Consider the following 16651-nt stretch of genomic DNA (forward strand, 5'->3'; position numbering starts at 1 on the left):
TAATCAACTAAACGTTTGCTCGGTTGGTGAAGATGCCCTTTTTGGAAGTGCCCTGACCGTCGGAGCCCTTCTTAACCTTCTTACCGTCCTTGGTGTAGTAAGAATAGTAGTACTCGCTGGTCTCGGTCTCACAGTAATTCATGACGGTACCGATGAGCTTGACCTTCTCGGACTTCTTAAGCTGACCGATGGCGTTGAGCGCCTCTTCGCGCTTGGTAAAGTTCTCGCGCACCACGAACAGCGCGCCGTCGGTCAGGCTGGCAATCTCGGCAGCATCGATGAAGGTGCCAACCGGGGGAGCATCGAAGATGACGTACTGGAACTTAGCAGACAGTGCCTTGACCAACTTGGAAAAGCGGTGAGAGACGATGATGTCGGCAGGATTGGGAATATGCGGCTCGGCATCGAGGAAGTAGAAGTTCTTCTGACCCGTCTCGACAATTGCCTGGTCAATGGAGATCTGCTCGGAAAGGACCGCATAGAGTCCACCGCGGGAGCGGACGCCAAGCATATCGGCAAGGGACCTGCGGCGCATATCAGCCTCGACCAGCAGGACACTCTTGCCGCTCGTGGCGATTGCCTGAGCAAGGTTAATGGAAACCGTAGACTTGCCCTCGTTGGGAATCGAGGAGGTAACGGTGATGGTGCGAATGGGGTCATCCACGCTCGCAAAGCGGATGTTGGCCAGAAGGGTCTTGGCGGCATTCTGCACAACGAGCTTATCGGTGTTCTTTGCCTTAGCCATGCCTATTTACCACCTTTCATAGCCGGAATTCGGCCAACAACGGGAATACCCAGGAGCTCTTCTGCCTCTTCGGCACCGCGGATGCGGGTATTGAGCATGTCTGCCAAAACGACATAGGCAACTGCGATAAAGATACCGGCGAGGAACGCGACGGCAATATACAGCGTGCGCTTGGGGCCGCTGGGGGCTTCGGGGGTCTTAGCCTCGTCGATAACGTTGATGCTCTGGGCAGCGCCGACGTTCTGAGCGACCGTACTCACCGAGCTGGCAATGGCCTTTGCGACCTCAGCCGTCTCCTTGGCATCGGTGCCGGTAACCGAAAGCGTAATGACACGCGTGGTGGTCTCGGAGGAAACAGACACCTTGTAGTCATCCAGATCGGTAAGGCCCAGTTCTTTGGCGGCGCCGCTCTTAACGCTATCGCTATCCAGCAGCGTGGCGATATCGTTGGAAAGCATCTGGCTCGCCGAGAGATCGTTGTAGCTCATCTGACCGCTATCGTCGGTCTTGGCGAGAATGTACATGCTCGTCGTCGCGGTATAGGTGTTGTCCATCGCAACGAAGGACACGATGCCCATGGCGATCGCGCAGACCACCGGAAGGGTGATGACCAGCTTGAGGTGCTTCTTCAGCAGCTGGAACAGTTCGAGAAGGGTCATGCAGCTTGCCTTTCATTTCCCCAGTTCGGATTGACAAAACTGTCCGTATGTTATCGCATCTTTTTACCGAGACCAAACTCTATACATAAGAAACAGGCTCTCCTGTAAAAATGTCGGAAGCAATCGTAAAATTGCGCAACAACGCCGCACCCGAAAGTCAAATGCGGCGTCTACATCAATATCTATGTTGTATCGCTATGCGAATGGCTCGTCCTGCTGTATGGGAAACGTCACCGTAATGGTGGTTCCCACGCCCAACTCACTCGACAGATCGAGCGTGGCGTGATGATACAGGGCCGCATGCTTGACAATGGCAAGCCCCAGGCCGGTTCCGCCGCGTGCCTTGGACCTACTCTTGTCCACGCGATAGAACCGCTCAAATACCTTGCCCTGTTCTTCAGGCGCGATACCGATTCCCGTGTCGGCGACAGCGAGGAACGGATGGTCTTCGTCGTTGGTGCCGCACTGCAACGTAACCGTACCGCCGGGTCGATTGTAGCGGATGGCGTTGCTTGCCAGATTATAGATGAGCTCGTCGATCAAGCGCGACACGCCTTCGATGACCACAGGCTTGGTCTCATGACTTATCGTCACATTCGCTTGACGGGCGACCTGTTCAAGACGCTGCTCAACCGCGTAGATCGCACGCGAGAGCTCAATAGGCTCCGTGGAACCAATGGGCACTGTCTCGCCTTCAGTCGCACGTTCGGCCTCGTCCAAGTTAGACAGCGTAAGGATGTCGTTGACAAGCGCTGCCAAGCGGCCCGCCTCACGATAGATGCGACCGCCAAAGTTGCGCAGGTCGTCCTCGCCCTCGACCATGCCATTTGCGATGAGCTCGGCATAGCCCGAAATCGCCGTAAGCGGCGTCTTGAGCTCATGGGTGATATTCGCCGTGAACTCGCGGCGCATACGGTCGTTGTCCGCTAGCACCGCCATTTGGCGCTTGAGTTCCTGGCGCTGCGACTCGATGCGCTCAAGCATGGGAACCATCTCGGCATAGGCGTGCTCATAGCTACGGCGTGGGTGATCCAAATCCACCTCTTGTAACGGCGCGATGATGGCACGGGACTCACGGCGCGCCATAAAAAACGAGAGTACTGCACCCGCTGCTGCGATAAGCAGCATCGGCGCCAGCATCGACAGCAAAATCGCCGCAACGCCAGGCTGGGCCTGCGCCAAGCGAACGACCTGGCCGTTATCAAGGGTGACGGCGCGATACAGCATAATCTCGTCGAGCGTAGAGCTTGCGCGCTCCGCGGAACCCAAACCACTCTCAAAGGCCTCGATGACCTCGGGGCGATCACCATGGTTGGGCAGTGCGGAAGGCGACGCCTCGTTGTCGTAGGCAACCGATCCATCCTTGTTAATCAGCGTGATGCGTAAGTCCTCGCGATCGAGGCTACGCAAGAACGGGATGGGCTCCTGCTGCTCGTCGAGGGCGGCAGCAATGAGCTCGGTTTCCTGCGCCAGATTGGCACTCGTGGCATCCGCCAAGGTGTTTTGCACAAAGAACGCACCCAGCACCGTAAACGCCACGATAACCGCCATGGCGCAAACAAAGATCGTCACAAAAACGCGGTGCGACAACGTTTGTTTTCCCTGGGGGGCGAAGACCACGGGTTACTCCTCCGATGCAGTGGACGCGGTGTCGTCACCTTCGGCACCATCACCGGCCGAAGGCTCGGCCAGACGATAGCCCACGCCGCGCACGGTCTCTATGGCGCTCGCATGCTCGCCGAGCTTTTGGCGGAGCGTCTGCACATGTACGTCGACGGTGCGCGAACCGCCGTCGAAGTCCCAGCCCCATACGCTCTGCAGCAGCGACTCGCGGGTAAAGACCACGCCAGGTTTGCGCATGAGGTACTCGAGCAGGTCGAATTCGCGCAGCGTGAGCTTGAGCGGTTCACCGGCAACAGTCACTTCGCGGTGGCTGGGCGAAAGTACGATATCGCCCACGCTGAGCACATCGCTCGCCTGCTTGACCATGCCGCCGCGACGCAGCAGTGCGCGGCAACGGCTCGCAAGCTCCATGAGCGAAAACGGCTTAGTCAGGTAATCGTCGGCACCGCCATCGAGCGCCATCACCTTGTCGAGTTCGGTGTCCTTGGCGGTAAGCATCATGATGGGCACCGTCGCCGTCAGGCGATCGGCACGCAGGCGACGCATAATCGCCAAGCCATCGGTGTCGGGCAGCATGATATCGAGCAGCACAGCATCGGGCACCCGTCGCGCCACGGCAGCTTTAAACTCGCCATCGCACGAAAAGCCCTCGGCCTCGATTCCCTGCTTGCGCAGCGCGTAGACTGTCAAATCCCTGATGTTGTCATCGTCCTCGACGTAATAGATCATGTTGAACCCCTTTGCGGCCGATATGACCGCATCTTAACCCTAAAGGCACCTGCAAAAGACAGCGTCAGCCAAAACGCCCCGTCAAATAATCCGCGGTGCGCGGATCGGACGGATTCTTGAAGAGTTGCGCGGTGGGCGCGTGCTCCACCAGCTCACCCAGCAAAAAGAACGCAACCGAATCGGAAATACGCGCGGCCTGCTGCATGTTGTGCGTCACGACCACCAGCGTGCAGGTCTCCTTGAGCTCGCAGGCCAGCTGCTCCACCACCAACGTCGACACAGGGTCGAGTGCCGAGGTCGGCTCGTCCATCAGCAGAATGTCGGGCTGCACGGCAAGTGCGCGGGCGATGCACAGGCGCTGCTGCTGTCCACCCGAAAGACCCAGGCCCGACTCCATGAGCTTGTCCTTGACCTCATCCCATAGCGCAGCGCGACGAAGGGAGTCCTCGACCAGCTCATCGAGCATGACGCGGTCGCGCACACCCATACCGCGCGGACCGTAGGCGACGTTGTCGTAGATGCTCATGGGAAACGGGTTGGGGCGCTGGAACACCATGCCCACGCGCTGGCGCAAACGGCAGATGTCGTAATCGCCCAGGATATCTTGACCATCGAGCGCGATCTTGCCCTCGATGCGGCAATCCTTGATGCCGTCGTTCATGCGGTTAAAGCAGCGCAGCAACGTGGACTTTCCGCAGCCCGAAGGCCCGATGAACGAGGTGATCTGCTTGTCGCGGATCTTGATATTCACGTCCTTGAGCGCATGGTGGTCGCCATAGAACAGGTCGAGGCCCTCGACATCGATGCGCGTCGGCGAGGCGGCAAGATCCTCTGCCGTGGGGCGAGTCGCATCCCCAACCTCGCGCTCATGCGCGGCCTCGGCCTGCGCTTCCATGAGTTCTTCAAGCTCCGTGGGCTCCACAGCCGCAGCAGCCTTCATACCGCACACCTCCATATCGATATCAATTCAGCAGTATCGATAGTAGGAATCGCGGCTCATACGCACGTGAGCACATTGTCAAGTGTTTGTAAGGGCACGCTAGCTATGCGGCGGGCAGCCCGATGGTGAATATCGTGTGTTCGGGCGTCGATTCACATGCAACGGTACCGCCGTGTGCCGCGATGATCTCCTTGGCAATAGCAAGGCCCAAACCGGCACCACCGCGATTGGTCGCACGCGCCGCATCCAGGCGATAGAACTTCTCAAAGATCACCTTGAGCTTAGCCGCAGGGATAGGATCGCCCTGATTGATAAAGCGCACGCGCACGCCGCCATCGTCTTGGCGCCTGGCCTCAATCGTGATAGTCGAACCCTCATAGCTATAGGCGACGGCGTTTTTCATGATGTTGTTGAACACGCGGGCCATCTTGTCGCCATCCACGAGCACCGTCAGGTCCTCGCGAATATCAACTTGGGCTTCCTTATGCTGCTCGTTGAGGATGGGATAGAACTCGTCAGCCACCTGAGCCAGCAGCAACCCCAGATCAACATAGCCGCGCGTGAGCACGATATCGTGGAAGTCAAAGCGCGTGATATCGAAGAACTCTTCGATGAGCGCATCGAGCCGGTGCGCCTTGTCGAGCGCCACGCCCGTAAAACGCGTGCGCTGCTCAAGCGGCAAATCGGGGGCCTCCTGCAAGAGCGAAAGGTAGCCCACCACGCTGGCGAGCGGCGTGCGCAGGTCGTGCGCCAGGTACGTCACCAGGTCATCTTTGCGGTGGGATTCGTCACGCAGGGCTTGTTGAACCCTACGCTCGCAATCGCGCGCCCGGTTGAGCGCGCCCTCGACCTCGAGGAAGTCGCCGTCAATGTTGTCCCATGTGTCGGGGTTATCGATCAGACGGTCCTGAATGCGGGCGGCAATCACGCGGTCGGCGTGCAGCTCGCCCTGCTCGTAACCCTGGTAGTACAGGGCGCGTCCGCAGAAGAACAGGACGCACACGGCAAGCGCCAGCACAAATCCAAGCATGTTGAACACAAAGCCGGCGTCAAAGAATACGGGCTCGCCAATACCGCCAAGCGCCATGGACCCGATCGCCAACGTAATTGTCCACGCGGCGCCGCCGATCACCACACAGCGGCGAACGATTTCGAATCGATCAATCAGCAAAAAGCCAATGAGTAGAACTGCCAGGATGCCAACGATATTGTCAATGCCGATGAGCAGCAGACTCAGCAAAAAGAGCAGCACCGTCGCTAACGCACGGTTGTCAACGACCGCCCTTACGTATTCAAAGAGTCGATCGGGTACCTCGAATGCCCGCCTATCGTCTTTTGTCATATCTACTCCCCCACCATCAAAGGCGTTATTCGATTATGTAGCCGACGCCCCAGACGTTTTTGATAAAGCGCGGCTTCTGGGCATCGTCGCCGATCTTTTCGCGCAGATGGCGAATGTGCACCATAACCGTATTGTTGGAGCCGGGCATAAAGTCCTCGTTCCACACCGCGCGGAACAGGTCCTCCACGGGCACCACGCTACCACGATGCTCGACCAGATACAGCAAGATGGAATACTCGATGGGCGTAAGGCGCACCGGCGCACCGTCCACCGTCACAGAGCGGGCGTCGCGGTTGATCTCGAGGCCGTCGAGCTGGATGATCGGCGACTCGGCCGCCTGTGCGCGGCTGCCGTAGCTGGTATAACGACGAAGCTGAGCATGAACGCGTGCAATGAGCTCCAGCGGACGGAACGGCTTGACCACATAATCGTCTGCGCCAAGCGAAAGGCCCTCGATCTTGTCTTGCTGGGCATCGCGCGCCGTCAGCATGATCACGGGATAGGTATGGCTGGAACGGATCGTACGCAACAGCTCAAAGCCATCGATATCGGGCAGCATGACATCCAGCAGCGCCAGATCGAACTCTTGCTCCAAGATTGCCTTGGCAGCATCGGCCCCGCTATAGGCGACCTGTACGTCAAAGCCTTCTTTTGTAAGGTAGATGCCAACTAGGTCGGCGATGGCCTTCTCGTCATCAACTACCAAAATGTGCTCGTTCATGCGTGCTCCTCTCGCGCTCCATTATGCCCGAGGGGGCGCATGCCACACACAACAAGCGTGGGTGATTAAGTCGGCCTTAAGCACCCTTGTGCCCGTTCGGGCGCGGATGTGGGCCACGCACGCACGCGATGATTGCCGACACCGGCAAACGATATACTCTAGTTCCAGAAGAGACCATCCCGTCGAAAGCGAAATCTGTGAAGTCCCTCACCTCTTTTGCAAAGCGCTCAGCCCAGCTTGCCGCCGGCTTTGTCTGCGCTATCGCCCTTGCCGCTGGCGTGCCCACCGTCGCCGGCGCCCAAGTGCTCACGACCGACAATGTCTGCGGCAAAACCGCCGATGCGCGCGGCATCACGGCCGATAATCTGCCCGATATCGATGCGACCAATGCGCTCGTCATGGGCAAAGACGGCACCGTCTACTACGGGCGCGGCGCCGATGAGCAGGTCAAAATCGCCTCGATCACCAAGGTCATGACCGCAATCCTAACCGTCGAGAATTGCAAGATGGACGAGAAGGTCACGGTGAGCAACGCCGCAGCCACCGTGGGTAATTCGACCGCCGGCTTGCTCGAAGGTGACGAGCTTACCGTGGAGCAGGCACTGCGCGGCCTGATGATTCCCTCGGGCAACGACGCCGCCATCGTGCTCGCCGAATATGTGGGCAAGAAGATCGACCCTAAGACCAAAGACGCCGAGGCAACCTTTGTGAAGGCCATGAACGAGCGCGCTAAGAAGCTCGGCTGCACCGGTACGCTTTTTGAAAACCCGCATGGTCTGGACTTTGATGAGTGGGCTGGCGATATGCACTCAACCGCACACGACGTAGCGCTGATGATGCAGGAGGCCATGAAAAACGACACGATCCGCGAGGTCGTAGCGAGCGAGGATTCCTGGATCGAGGTCACGGGCGCCGACGGCACCGACCATTCGCATTCCATGGACACGCATAACTATTTGCTGGGCCAAGATGGCAACATCGGTGGCAAGACCGGCACCACCGACGACGCGGGCTATTGCTTTACGAGCGCCTACAACCGCGACGGCGACGAGATCTACACCGTCGTTTTGAACTCCACCACCACCGACCAGCGCTTTACCGATACCGCAACCCTTGCCAATTGGTACTACGGTCACAAGGTGACGGTCGCAATCGCCAACACACAGGAAAAGACCGCCAACGGCAACCCGCTTATGGCGCGCATTGGCCAAACCGACTGGACGGATAAGACGATCGACACCACACTCGCCGATCCTACGGCGCAAGCGACCGTGTTTTCCCTTGCCGGCGAGGTGACCGAAAAGGTTAGCTACGACGATCTTTCGGGCACGGTGCATGTGGGCGACAAGGTGGGCAGCGTCACGCTCAAGCAGGACGGCACCAAGATCGCCGTCATGGACCTAGTTGCCGACGAGGAAGGCGCAGGGCCGAATCCCATTGAATGGCTACTCGTGAAGCTCGATCGCTTGGGCCGTCGCATCGACAACCGCCCACTCACGGCAGAAAGCGAGACCGTCGCCAAGGCGCCCGAGGTGTAGGGCGCAAGAATAATAAGTCCACTGAAAGGAGGCGTCCGAAAGGATGCCTCTTTTTTTGAGGGTTCGAATCCCCAGCCTCCTTTCTCCGCACAAAAAAGGGCCCCAAATGGGACCCTTCTTTCAAGTCATACTGGCGGAGAGCTGGGGATTCGAACCCCAGATGCCCTTTTGGGGCATACTCGCTTAGCAGGCGAGCACCTTCGGCCTCTCGGTCAGCTCTCCGTAACAGCCGTTCTATAGTAACCAAACAGCCAAGGATGAGCAAGAGGAAATTTTCTAATTGCCTAGCAGCCTTTCCTTCTTGAAAGCTTCGCCTACCCCAGCGAGCGGTTGAGGGAGCCGAGCTCGTCGTTGCCCATGGTGCGCCACATTTGGAAGATACAACCGCGCGCCAGGAAAAAGAAACCGTTGTCGACCAGTTGCACAGCGGCATCTGCCAGCTGATTCGTCACGGCGGACACTGGCGGCAGCTCTAGTCCAGCCCTGTGGATGGTCTCGACCGCTTCCTCGAACGTCGGAGGCTCGCTGACGCCCATCTCGTTCATAAGGCCCTGCATTTCTTCCAGCGCGCTGCTGCCCGACTCCTCGCCGCGCGGCACCAGACGGTAACAAGCCAGCGCCAGGTCGAGCTGATCGCAATTCCAATAGGCAAACGCCAAGCGATAGAACAGGTAGCCGATTGCAGAACGATCGCTGGCAATACGTAGGCCGTGGCGCGCCACCTCGATAATCTCGTCAAAGCGCTCCAGACGCGCAAGCACGTTGATGAGCGCAAAGTGCGACTGCATGGACGAGCGCGCCAGATCGTAAAGATGGCGCACCTCGGGCAGTGCTCGTTCAAAGTCCTCTTGCTCGGCGTAAAAGCTGCAGATCTCGTGCTGGGCAAAGTACAGCGCATCGGGCGCACGAAGGATTCGCACAGAGCGGTCTTCTTCCAACACCGGTAGCACCATGCGCACCAGCTGGTTATCGCAAAACTGCGTTTGAACCGGACCTGTCGCCAAAAGCTCGGCGACGGCGCACTTGGCCTCCAACTCCTCGACAAGACGGGAAAAGCCTTCAAAAGCACCTGTACGGTCGACTTTTGCCTGCTCGCGCAATTCAACAACACGGGCCACGTATGGGTCGTCGTCCTCTTCCATGACCTCCAGCTCGTCAGCCGTATCGGCAAGCAGCAGATCGCGCAGCGCCGGCGGCAGCATGCGATGGTCATCACGCGGACGAGCATGAACCTCCGCCGGCTCAATCGTCTCCGGAGCGGTTGCCTCATATGCCTCAAGCACACGCTTGCACGGCATATCGTCCATGTCCATGCTCTCAAGATCCTTGGCGACAGGCACGCAATCGGCCAGATAGGCCGCGCGCCCAAAGAAATACGTTGCAACAACGCGCTCGCCCTGCTCACTGTCGGGAGCAGCAATCTGCACATAGCAGCGCGTGATGCAGGTGCCCGCGGCAAAACACGCTGCTGCAAGCGTGAGCGCCACGCGCGCATCGTGCTCCGCGGCCCAGATCGCACGCGCGTCCTCGTCCAACTCGCGCCAGGCGTCATCTTGAGCGTCGTATTCACGTTGCGGCATGGCATCAACGACAGACTGCCCAAACCGAACGAGCATGATCCCCTCGGCAACGTTTGCCCGATAGGTATAGTCGAGCCGCGTGACCACGTTAAGTGCCTCGACAATACGTGCGAAGCGGGTACGCACATCCCACTCACCGCCCGGCTGACAAGCCACCGTTCCCGGTTTGGACCACGGGTTGTCGCTCGAGGTTGTATCGAGCAGTCGGGGAACATCGTTGGTCGTCTTGGCGATATGCCACGAATCAAAGAGCGCACAGCCTTCAAGGCTCGGCGAGGATGCCGCGGGGACCAATCCGGCCCCGATGCGCTCAAGGATGCCGGAGAGGCGGTTGAGACGGCACTCGATGGCAAGCAGCATGTCAATCTCGTCCTGGTCCAGCAAGCTGCGATCAAAATTGAGATAGAACAGCTTTGACCGGTCGATGCGCGCTAGGCTCATTTCGGACTTGGCGGCAATGGTGCGTAGATGGGGCAAGTCGACCTCGCTCATAAGGGCGGCGGCATAACGCTCGATACCGCTCGGATTCTCGGCATGGTCAACGCGGTAAAGCAGCGTCTCGATAGCATCGGGGAGCGGTGCCGTGTTAAAGCCCAAAAACACCTCGACCGGCTCGGGTAACTTTACGAGCTTGATCTTGTCGACAACGTTTTGCATGTCCGCATCGAGACCGTCGACGCCCGCCGTGTTCGCAATAGCGCTTTCGGAGTTGGCAAATATCACGTAGCGCAAGAACATCGAGGCCATGAACTCGCCGTAAGGAAGGGCGCGGGTCGAATTCCATGTCGCGCGGTCGGACTGCTCGCGCATGGGGCCTTCGGGAGAGCCGGAAGTTTGTGCGCACGCGTGCATTGCACCGTTGGCTTCCCTTACCATAATCTCACCAATACTGGAATCCGACTCGTCAAGGACCAGTTCCATGTCGGGATCGTTGGGCAGCGGAGCCTCGCTAACGGGACGGTCCACCTTGTACACCTCACCCGAAACGCTTACGTAGCCCAAAAGCGACACACGACTTTTGCCAACGAATTCGACGACATAACAAGATTCATGCTGATCCTCGCCAAAGAGTTTCCAGACCACGCCATACGAGCGTCCCGCTGGCTGCTCGGGCATCGCCGGAAAGCGCTTCTTGGGATCGAGAAACCTGAGCTTGTATGTCGGACGCTCTGCCACGAAGTATCACCCTGATCGGTCGCTTGAAGAAGGAGTGGTCGCGAATTAGTCGCGACATCTACTCGGAATCTTACACGAGTCGACAGGAAATCGTCCGCTTTACGCCCGCGCCTCGACCGAGGTTCGAATCCATGCGGTGTTTACGTAAAAGAAAAGCCCCCGTTGCCGGGAGCTTTAATCTCAAATGGTGCGGCGTATAGGATTCGAACCTATGACGTTCTGATTCGTAGTCAGACCCTCTATCCAGCTGAGGTAACGCCGCAACTTGTTGATTATTATGCACAGGGACTGAATAATGGTCAAGCATTTTTTCAAAAAAAGTTATCGAATTTGATTTTTAATCATTTGATGCAGTCGATCGACTCGATACTTTCAAACACGGCGAAAGCAACTCCTCAAGTATGTCGACATATAAGAAAAGCCTCCATTACCGGAGGCTTTAAAGTTCAGTTGGTGCGGCGTATAGGATTCGAACCTATGACGTTCTGATTCGTAGTCAGACCCTCTATCCAGCTGAGGTAACGCCGCAATGCACGGATTATTATGCACGCGAGCCCCCGATGGGTCAAGCGACAATTAGAAAAAATTTTACGGAGTGATAATTAAGTTGTTCGTGCCTCGACCGAGGTTCGAATCCATGCGGTGTTGCCATAAAAGAAAAGCCCCCGTTGCCGGAGGCTTTCAATTTCAATTGGTGCGGCGTATAGGATTCGAACCTATGACGTTCTGATTCGTAGTCAGACCCTCTATCCAGCTGAGGTAACGCCGCAGCGCAAGACATATAAAACCACTTTAGTTCGTTAGAGTCAAGCAAAATCTCAAACTTTTTTTGCGCGGGCCGCAATTTGTCACGCTGCACCACAAGCATCAGCGCTTCTTGTGCGATCGATTGGCTTCTCAATCACATCGAACCCGGCGCCAAGCTCCCCCAAAAGCGAACGCACCCGTTGGGCGCAGTCGTAGTCGGCAAACGAGATACTCAGCATGCGCGCCACCTGGTTAGAAGTTCCCACCTCATAAAACCGCTCAAGCGCCACAAGCCCCTCGTGCGTCACAAAGGTCTCGACCACATGCGGCGACTCTTCATAGCACCATTGCGTCAATGGTCCCTCACTCGTCTGCCGAACCACCAAGCCACCCATACCCGACGGCTCGCACGTTACCAGCAGGTACTCCTCGCCCTCATCGCGCTGGAACAAAACAACCCGCTCGTCGAACAGCTCCATCACATCCCCTTTCTCTTGCTCTTAGTTAGCAAAAGCATAGCAGGTAGATGCACGTACACAGAACACTTGTTCGTGTGTTTTCTATCGAGCTGTCCACACGGCATGGTATAGCCGTACACAAAAAGGGCGCCCCTAAAAGGAGCGCCCTCGCAAATCCCCTATGCAGCCAAGTTACGCGACCGGCTCGATCTTCTCGAGGCCGCCCATGTAGGGACGCAGAACCTCGGGGATCGTGATGGTGCCGTCAGCGTTCTGGTAGTTCTCCAGAATGGCTGCCATGGTACGGCCAGCCGGCAGACCGGAACCGTTGAGGGTGTGCAGATAGCGCGAACCCTTGAAGTTCTCGGGGTCGCGATACTTGATGTTGGCGCGACGGGCCTGGAAGTCACCGCAGTTGGAGCAGGAGCTGATCTCCTTGTAGGCGTTGTAGCTCGGCAGCCAGACCTCGACGTCGTAGGTCTGACGGGCAGAGAAGCCCAGGTCGCCGGTGCACAGGCTAATCACGCGATACGGAAGACCCAGCTGCTGCAGCAGGAACTCGGCCTCGGCGGTCATGCTCTCGAGCTCCTTGTCGGACTCCTCCGGCTTGGCAAACTTGACCATCTCGACCTTGTCGAACTCGTGCTGGCGAATGATGCCGCGGGTATCGCGACCAGCGGAGCCGGCCTCCTCGCGGAAGCAGGGGGTGAAGGCGGTGTAGCGGCGCGGCAGGGTATCGGCGTCGAGGACCTCACCGGCGTGCAGGTTGGTGAGCACGACCTCGGCGGTGGGGATCAGGAAGTTGTCGCCCGAGACGTGATAGGCGTCGTCCTCGAACTTGGGCAGCTGGCCCGTGCCGAACATGGTCTGACGCTTGACGACGATGGGCGGCCACCACTCCTTAAAACCACGGCTGGTGTGCGTATCGAGGAAGAAGTTGATGAGGGCGCGCTCAAGACGGGCGCCGGCGCCACCGAGAACGGTGAAGCGGCTGCCGGAGAGCTTGTTGCCGCGCTCGAAGTCAAGGATGTCGAGGTCGGTGCCCAGATCCCAGTGCGGCTTAAAGTCGAAGTCGAACTCGCGCGGGGTGCCCCAACGACGGCGTTCGATGTTCTCGTCCTCGTCCTTGCCGTACGGCGTGGCCTCGCAAGGAATGTTGGGCAGGTGAGCCATGAAGTCGTACTGCTCCTGCTCGAGGGCGGTGCGGCGCTCGGCCAGACCGTCAATTTTCTCGTTGACGGCGCGCACGGCCTCTTTGGCGGCCTCAGCCTCGTCCTTCTTGCCCTCCTTCATCAGGGCGCCGATCTTCTTGGACTCGGCATTGCGCGTGGCTTGAAGTTCCTCGACCTCGGTGATGACGGCACGACGCTCGTCGTCGAGCTCAAAGAACTTCTCGCGATCCCAAGACGTCTGGCGGTTAGCCATGGCGACATCGATGGCATCGGGGTTCTCGCGAACAAACTTGATATCAAGCATTAGATCCTCCGGCGATATACATTCCATTTAGGTTGCAACCTTGTACATGTATGGGCAAGTATATACTTATGAGCGTTTACGACCCAACTCAACTACGCAAGAAGGCACCCAATGGACGCAGTTTTTTCCTTTTTGTTTGGCACCCGCACCGGTTTTGCCATCCTTTTCGCCGGCGGCATCCTGCTGTTTGCGATTATTGCCTTTGTAATGGAGAAGCGCACCCATAAGATGTATGTCGACCGCGGACCCAAGTCCGAGGATGAGGAAGACAGCTTCTGGGACTAATCTGCCAAAAAGGGACAGGTTTATTTTGGTCGGTTTTATCTGGGCAAACGCAAGCGCCCCGCAACCGGTAACGATCCGGTTGCGGGGCGCTTTTCGCTAAAAGGACAAAACAGCAGGAAAAACCTGCCAAAATAAACCTGTCCCTAAATGGCAGGTTTTACTGGAGGGTTGCGTCGATTGCCTTGACCAGTGCACTGCGCATGCCGGCGTCCTCGAGCGCAACGACGCCCTTGATGGTGGCGCCACCGGGCGAGCATACGGCATCCTTCATCGCCGCAGGATGCTGGCCAGTTGAAAGCTGCAGCTTTGCCGTACCTAGCACCATCTGGCTCACAATGCGATAGGCATCGGCACGCGGGATACCGTGCTTGACCGCCGCATCGCCCAGGGCCTCGATTGCCATAGCGACAAATGCCGGAGCGCAACCACCCACCGTGCCGCCCACGAACAGCAGGCTCGTATCGAGCTCGACCACCGCACCGAGCTTGCCAAGCAGATCAAGCACCACCGCGCTCTGCTCATCACTAAGCGTGGAAGCCTTCTCGCAGGCGATGACGCCCTCGCCCACCGAAACCGGCGTGTTGGGCACCGTCGAGATATGCGCGACGCCCGGCAGGACCTGCTCCCACTTGGCACTGTCCCAGGTCCAGGCAACCGACAGAACGACCTTTTTGGCAAGAGCATCCTTGAGCGGGGCGAATACCTTCTCGATCATGTACGGCTTGACCGCAGCGACCACGATATCGGATGCGGCGACAACCTCGGCGGCATCGTGGCAGGCGGCCATCCCGCGCGCCTCGCAGCGCTCAACCAGTGCGTCGTAGCGACCCGCACAGGCGCACATGTCGCTCGCAGCTACACCGGCAGCGATCCAGCCATCGGCCATAGCGCTCGCCATATTGCCAAAACCGACAAATCCAATCTTCATATCACATAGTCCTTTCAGACACATTCCTCAAAACGAAAGCTATTGTCCCACGCCATTGTTTCGTATTGCCGACCTATTTGTGATACGGCTCGCCGCGGCTAATCTTGCAGGCGCGGTAGATCTGCTCCAGCAGCACCACGCGCGCCAAGTTATGCGGCAAGGTAATACGTCCAAAGCTGAGCATCTCGTCGGCTCGTGCGCGCACGTCATCGCTCACGCCGTCCGAACCGCCGATTACAAAGGCAATGTCGCTGCTGCCTCGCAGCATAAGATCGTCGAGCCTCGCCGAAAACTCCTCGCTCGAGCGCTCCTTGCCCTCGATAGCCAGCAGGATCACATGCGCTCGAGATGGCAAGGCGGCAAGAATCGCCGCCCCCTCCTTGTCGCGCGCGGCATCCACGCCGCCCGCCTTAGCCGGGTCGATATCGGCCACCTCGCGGATATCCACCTTGGCATAGGCACCTAGGCGCTTGGTGTACTCAGCGCACGCGTCCTTCCAAAAGCGCTCCTTGAGCTTACCGACGCAAACGACGGTGTATTTCACGCGCGTCTACTCCTTCGAATCGTTTTGAACTTTGCCGGCGGCCAGCATCTGCTCGAACATCGAGGCCGACTGCGAAAAGTCGCTCGGCAGCACGACCGTCGAGGTTTTACCCGTGCGAGCGAACTCCGTCATCATCTCGGACCACTGCGTAAACATGAACAGTTGGTTGGCCTCGTCATTGCCGACACCCGTCTCCTGGATGATCTCGAGCGAATCTTTGATACCCAGTGCGATGGCCTTGCGCTGGTTGGCGATGCCCTCGCCCGCCTTTTCCATTGCCTCGGCCTCGGCGGTCGCCTCGGTAACGCGCTTGATGCGGTCTGCCTCGGCGAGCTCCTGTGCCGCAGCGCGCTTGCGCTGGGCAGCGTTGATGTCGTTCATGGAGTTCTCAACCTCGGTCGGCAGTGCGATTTTGGTGATGAGCGTCGACACGAGGGTGAAGCCGTAGGCGGCCATCTGCTCGGAAACGGTAGCGTTGACATCCTTGGCGATGTCATCCTTCTTGGCAAAGACCTCATCGAGTGTGTAGACAGGAATCGAAGAGCGCAGGGCGTCGGTGATGAAGTCACGCATCTGGTCGACGGGCTCCTGCAGCATGTAGTAGCTCTTGTAGATGCCCGAATCTGCCGGGCCGGCGCCCATGTCGTAGCTCACGTGGTACTGAGCGGAGACCTCAAGGCCGATGGTCACGTTGTCCTGGGTCTTAACGTCGATGCCAAAACCGTTTTTCATGGTGCGCAGGCTCACCGTGGCGGCCTTGCGGTCGATCACGGGCACCTTCACGTGGAAGCCCGCGTTGACGATACGATTGAACTTACCCAAGCGCTCGATGATCACAGCGTGCTGCTGCTCAACGACGTAGCAGGCGTTGGGAAGCAACAGCAGCAGGATGATGATGGGAATCAAAAGGCTCGTAAGGGCAGCGATGATACCGGAAAACAGCATGGTCTCTCCTCTGATAGGCGCACGTTGGGACTAGGATACCCGCACGAAGCAGCTGTGTGGCACCAACAAGAGGACCCGTGGTCAAAAAAGGCCAAATATGAGTACTGTTACCAGTTTAGTAACAGCGTATTTGGGTCAAAATTGCCTCTTTGAACCCGAAGTCTGGTAGCGCACAGAGATGTGGTGTAAGAGGCGGGGCATGCCCCGCCTCTGCC

General features: G+C 58.2%; 15 protein-coding genes and 4 tRNA genes. 2 read left to right on the plus strand and 17 right to left on the minus strand.

The window, feature by feature from the left end; genetic code table 11:
• Window positions 1–7: 7 nt before the first annotated feature.
• The 7 genes from DW645_RS07910 to DW645_RS07940 all read right to left on the minus strand — a co-directional run bounded on the left by DW645_RS07910 (window position 8) and on the right by DW645_RS07940 (window position 6759).
• Window positions 8–745, minus strand: a complete 738-nt coding sequence (locus DW645_RS07910) for a CpsD/CapB family tyrosine-protein kinase (RefSeq protein ID WP_118227197.1) — start codon at window positions 743–745, stop codon at window positions 8–10.
• 2 nt (window positions 746–747) lie between these two features.
• On the minus strand, window positions 748–1404 hold the full coding sequence (locus tag DW645_RS07915; protein ID WP_055250503.1) for a YveK family protein: 657 nt from the start codon (window positions 1402–1404) through the stop codon (window positions 748–750).
• A 195-nt stretch (window positions 1405–1599) separates the two neighbouring features.
• Window positions 1600–2994, minus strand: a complete 1395-nt coding sequence (locus DW645_RS07920; protein ID WP_233502291.1) for a cell wall metabolism sensor histidine kinase WalK — start codon at window positions 2992–2994, stop codon at window positions 1600–1602.
• A 33-nt stretch (window positions 2995–3027) separates the two neighbouring features.
• Window positions 3028–3756 (minus strand): response regulator transcription factor, encoded by a 729-nt coding sequence (locus tag DW645_RS07925; RefSeq protein WP_055250507.1) that lies wholly within the window; start codon window positions 3754–3756, stop codon window positions 3028–3030.
• Window positions 3757–3820: 64 nt separating this feature from the next.
• A complete protein-coding gene (pstB, locus tag DW645_RS07930) occupies window positions 3821–4696 on the minus strand; it encodes a phosphate ABC transporter ATP-binding protein PstB (protein ID WP_199407866.1) in 876 nt (291 codons plus the stop codon).
• 103 nt (window positions 4697–4799) lie between these two features.
• Window positions 4800–6038 carry a sensor histidine kinase KdpD gene (locus DW645_RS07935; protein WP_117583802.1) on the minus strand — a complete coding sequence of 413 codons (1239 nt, stop codon included), beginning with the start codon at window positions 6036–6038 and terminating at the stop codon, window positions 4800–4802.
• 25 nt (window positions 6039–6063) lie between these two features.
• The gene (locus DW645_RS07940) at window positions 6064–6759 is read right to left on the minus strand and encodes a response regulator transcription factor (protein ID WP_117583803.1); all 696 of its coding nucleotides are present in this window, start codon (window positions 6757–6759) and stop codon (window positions 6064–6066) included.
• Window positions 6760–6956: 197 nt separating this feature from the next.
• Here DW645_RS07940 and DW645_RS07945 point away from each other — a divergent pair, with 197 nt between their 5' ends.
• Window positions 6957–8297, plus strand: coding sequence for a D-alanyl-D-alanine carboxypeptidase family protein (locus DW645_RS07945; protein ID WP_158568705.1), 1341 nt, complete (start codon window positions 6957–6959; stop codon window positions 8295–8297).
• A 131-nt stretch (window positions 8298–8428) separates the two neighbouring features.
• On the opposite strand, the gene DW645_RS07950 is transcribed toward DW645_RS07945, so the two are convergent.
• The 7 genes from DW645_RS07950 to serS all read right to left on the minus strand — a co-directional run bounded on the left by DW645_RS07950 (window position 8429) and on the right by serS (window position 13734).
• Window positions 8429–8519: transfer RNA gene (locus tag DW645_RS07950), tRNA-Ser, on the minus strand.
• Window positions 8520–8611: 92 nt separating this feature from the next.
• A complete protein-coding gene (locus tag DW645_RS07955; protein WP_117816967.1) occupies window positions 8612–11053 on the minus strand; it encodes a lipopolysaccharide assembly protein LapB in 2442 nt (813 codons plus the stop codon).
• Window positions 11054–11238: 185 nt separating this feature from the next.
• Window positions 11239–11315: transfer RNA gene (locus DW645_RS07960), tRNA-Arg, on the minus strand.
• A gap of 189 nt (window positions 11316–11504) precedes the next feature.
• A tRNA-Arg gene (locus tag DW645_RS07965) sits at window positions 11505–11581 on the minus strand.
• Between the two features lie 164 nt (window positions 11582–11745).
• Window positions 11746–11822, minus strand: a tRNA-Arg gene (locus tag DW645_RS07970).
• Between the two features lie 79 nt (window positions 11823–11901).
• Complete coding sequence (locus DW645_RS07975) at window positions 11902–12279, minus strand: hypothetical protein (protein WP_117816968.1); 378 nt, start codon at window positions 12277–12279, stop codon at window positions 11902–11904.
• A 171-nt stretch (window positions 12280–12450) separates the two neighbouring features.
• Window positions 12451–13734, minus strand: a complete 1284-nt coding sequence (gene serS, locus DW645_RS07980) for a serine--tRNA ligase (protein ID WP_117563693.1) — start codon at window positions 13732–13734, stop codon at window positions 12451–12453.
• 111 nt (window positions 13735–13845) lie between these two features.
• Here serS and DW645_RS10035 point away from each other — a divergent pair, with 111 nt between their 5' ends.
• The gene (locus DW645_RS10035) at window positions 13846–14019 is read left to right on the plus strand and encodes a DUF6724 family protein (RefSeq protein WP_168170424.1); all 174 of its coding nucleotides are present in this window, start codon (window positions 13846–13848) and stop codon (window positions 14017–14019) included.
• Window positions 14020–14176: 157 nt separating this feature from the next.
• Here the strand turns inward: DW645_RS10035 and proC are convergent, their stop codons facing one another.
• The 3 genes from proC to DW645_RS07995 form a co-directional block, all read right to left on the minus strand.
• The gene (gene proC / locus DW645_RS07985) at window positions 14177–14947 is read right to left on the minus strand and encodes a pyrroline-5-carboxylate reductase (protein ID WP_118227202.1); all 771 of its coding nucleotides are present in this window, start codon (window positions 14945–14947) and stop codon (window positions 14177–14179) included.
• 73 nt (window positions 14948–15020) lie between these two features.
• Window positions 15021–15491, minus strand: a complete 471-nt coding sequence (gene rlmH / locus DW645_RS07990) for a 23S rRNA (pseudouridine(1915)-N(3))-methyltransferase RlmH (RefSeq protein WP_117563694.1) — start codon at window positions 15489–15491, stop codon at window positions 15021–15023.
• A gap of 6 nt (window positions 15492–15497) precedes the next feature.
• Window positions 15498–16436: an SPFH domain-containing protein gene (locus DW645_RS07995; RefSeq protein WP_055250521.1), complete on the minus strand. Its 939-nt coding sequence runs from the start codon at window positions 16434–16436 to the stop codon at window positions 15498–15500.
• Window positions 16437–16651 lie beyond the last annotated feature (215 nt).

This window comes from Collinsella sp. AM23-17 (assembly GCF_003470945.1).
Lineage (GTDB): Bacteria > Actinomycetota > Coriobacteriia > Coriobacteriales > Coriobacteriaceae > Collinsella > Collinsella aerofaciens_O.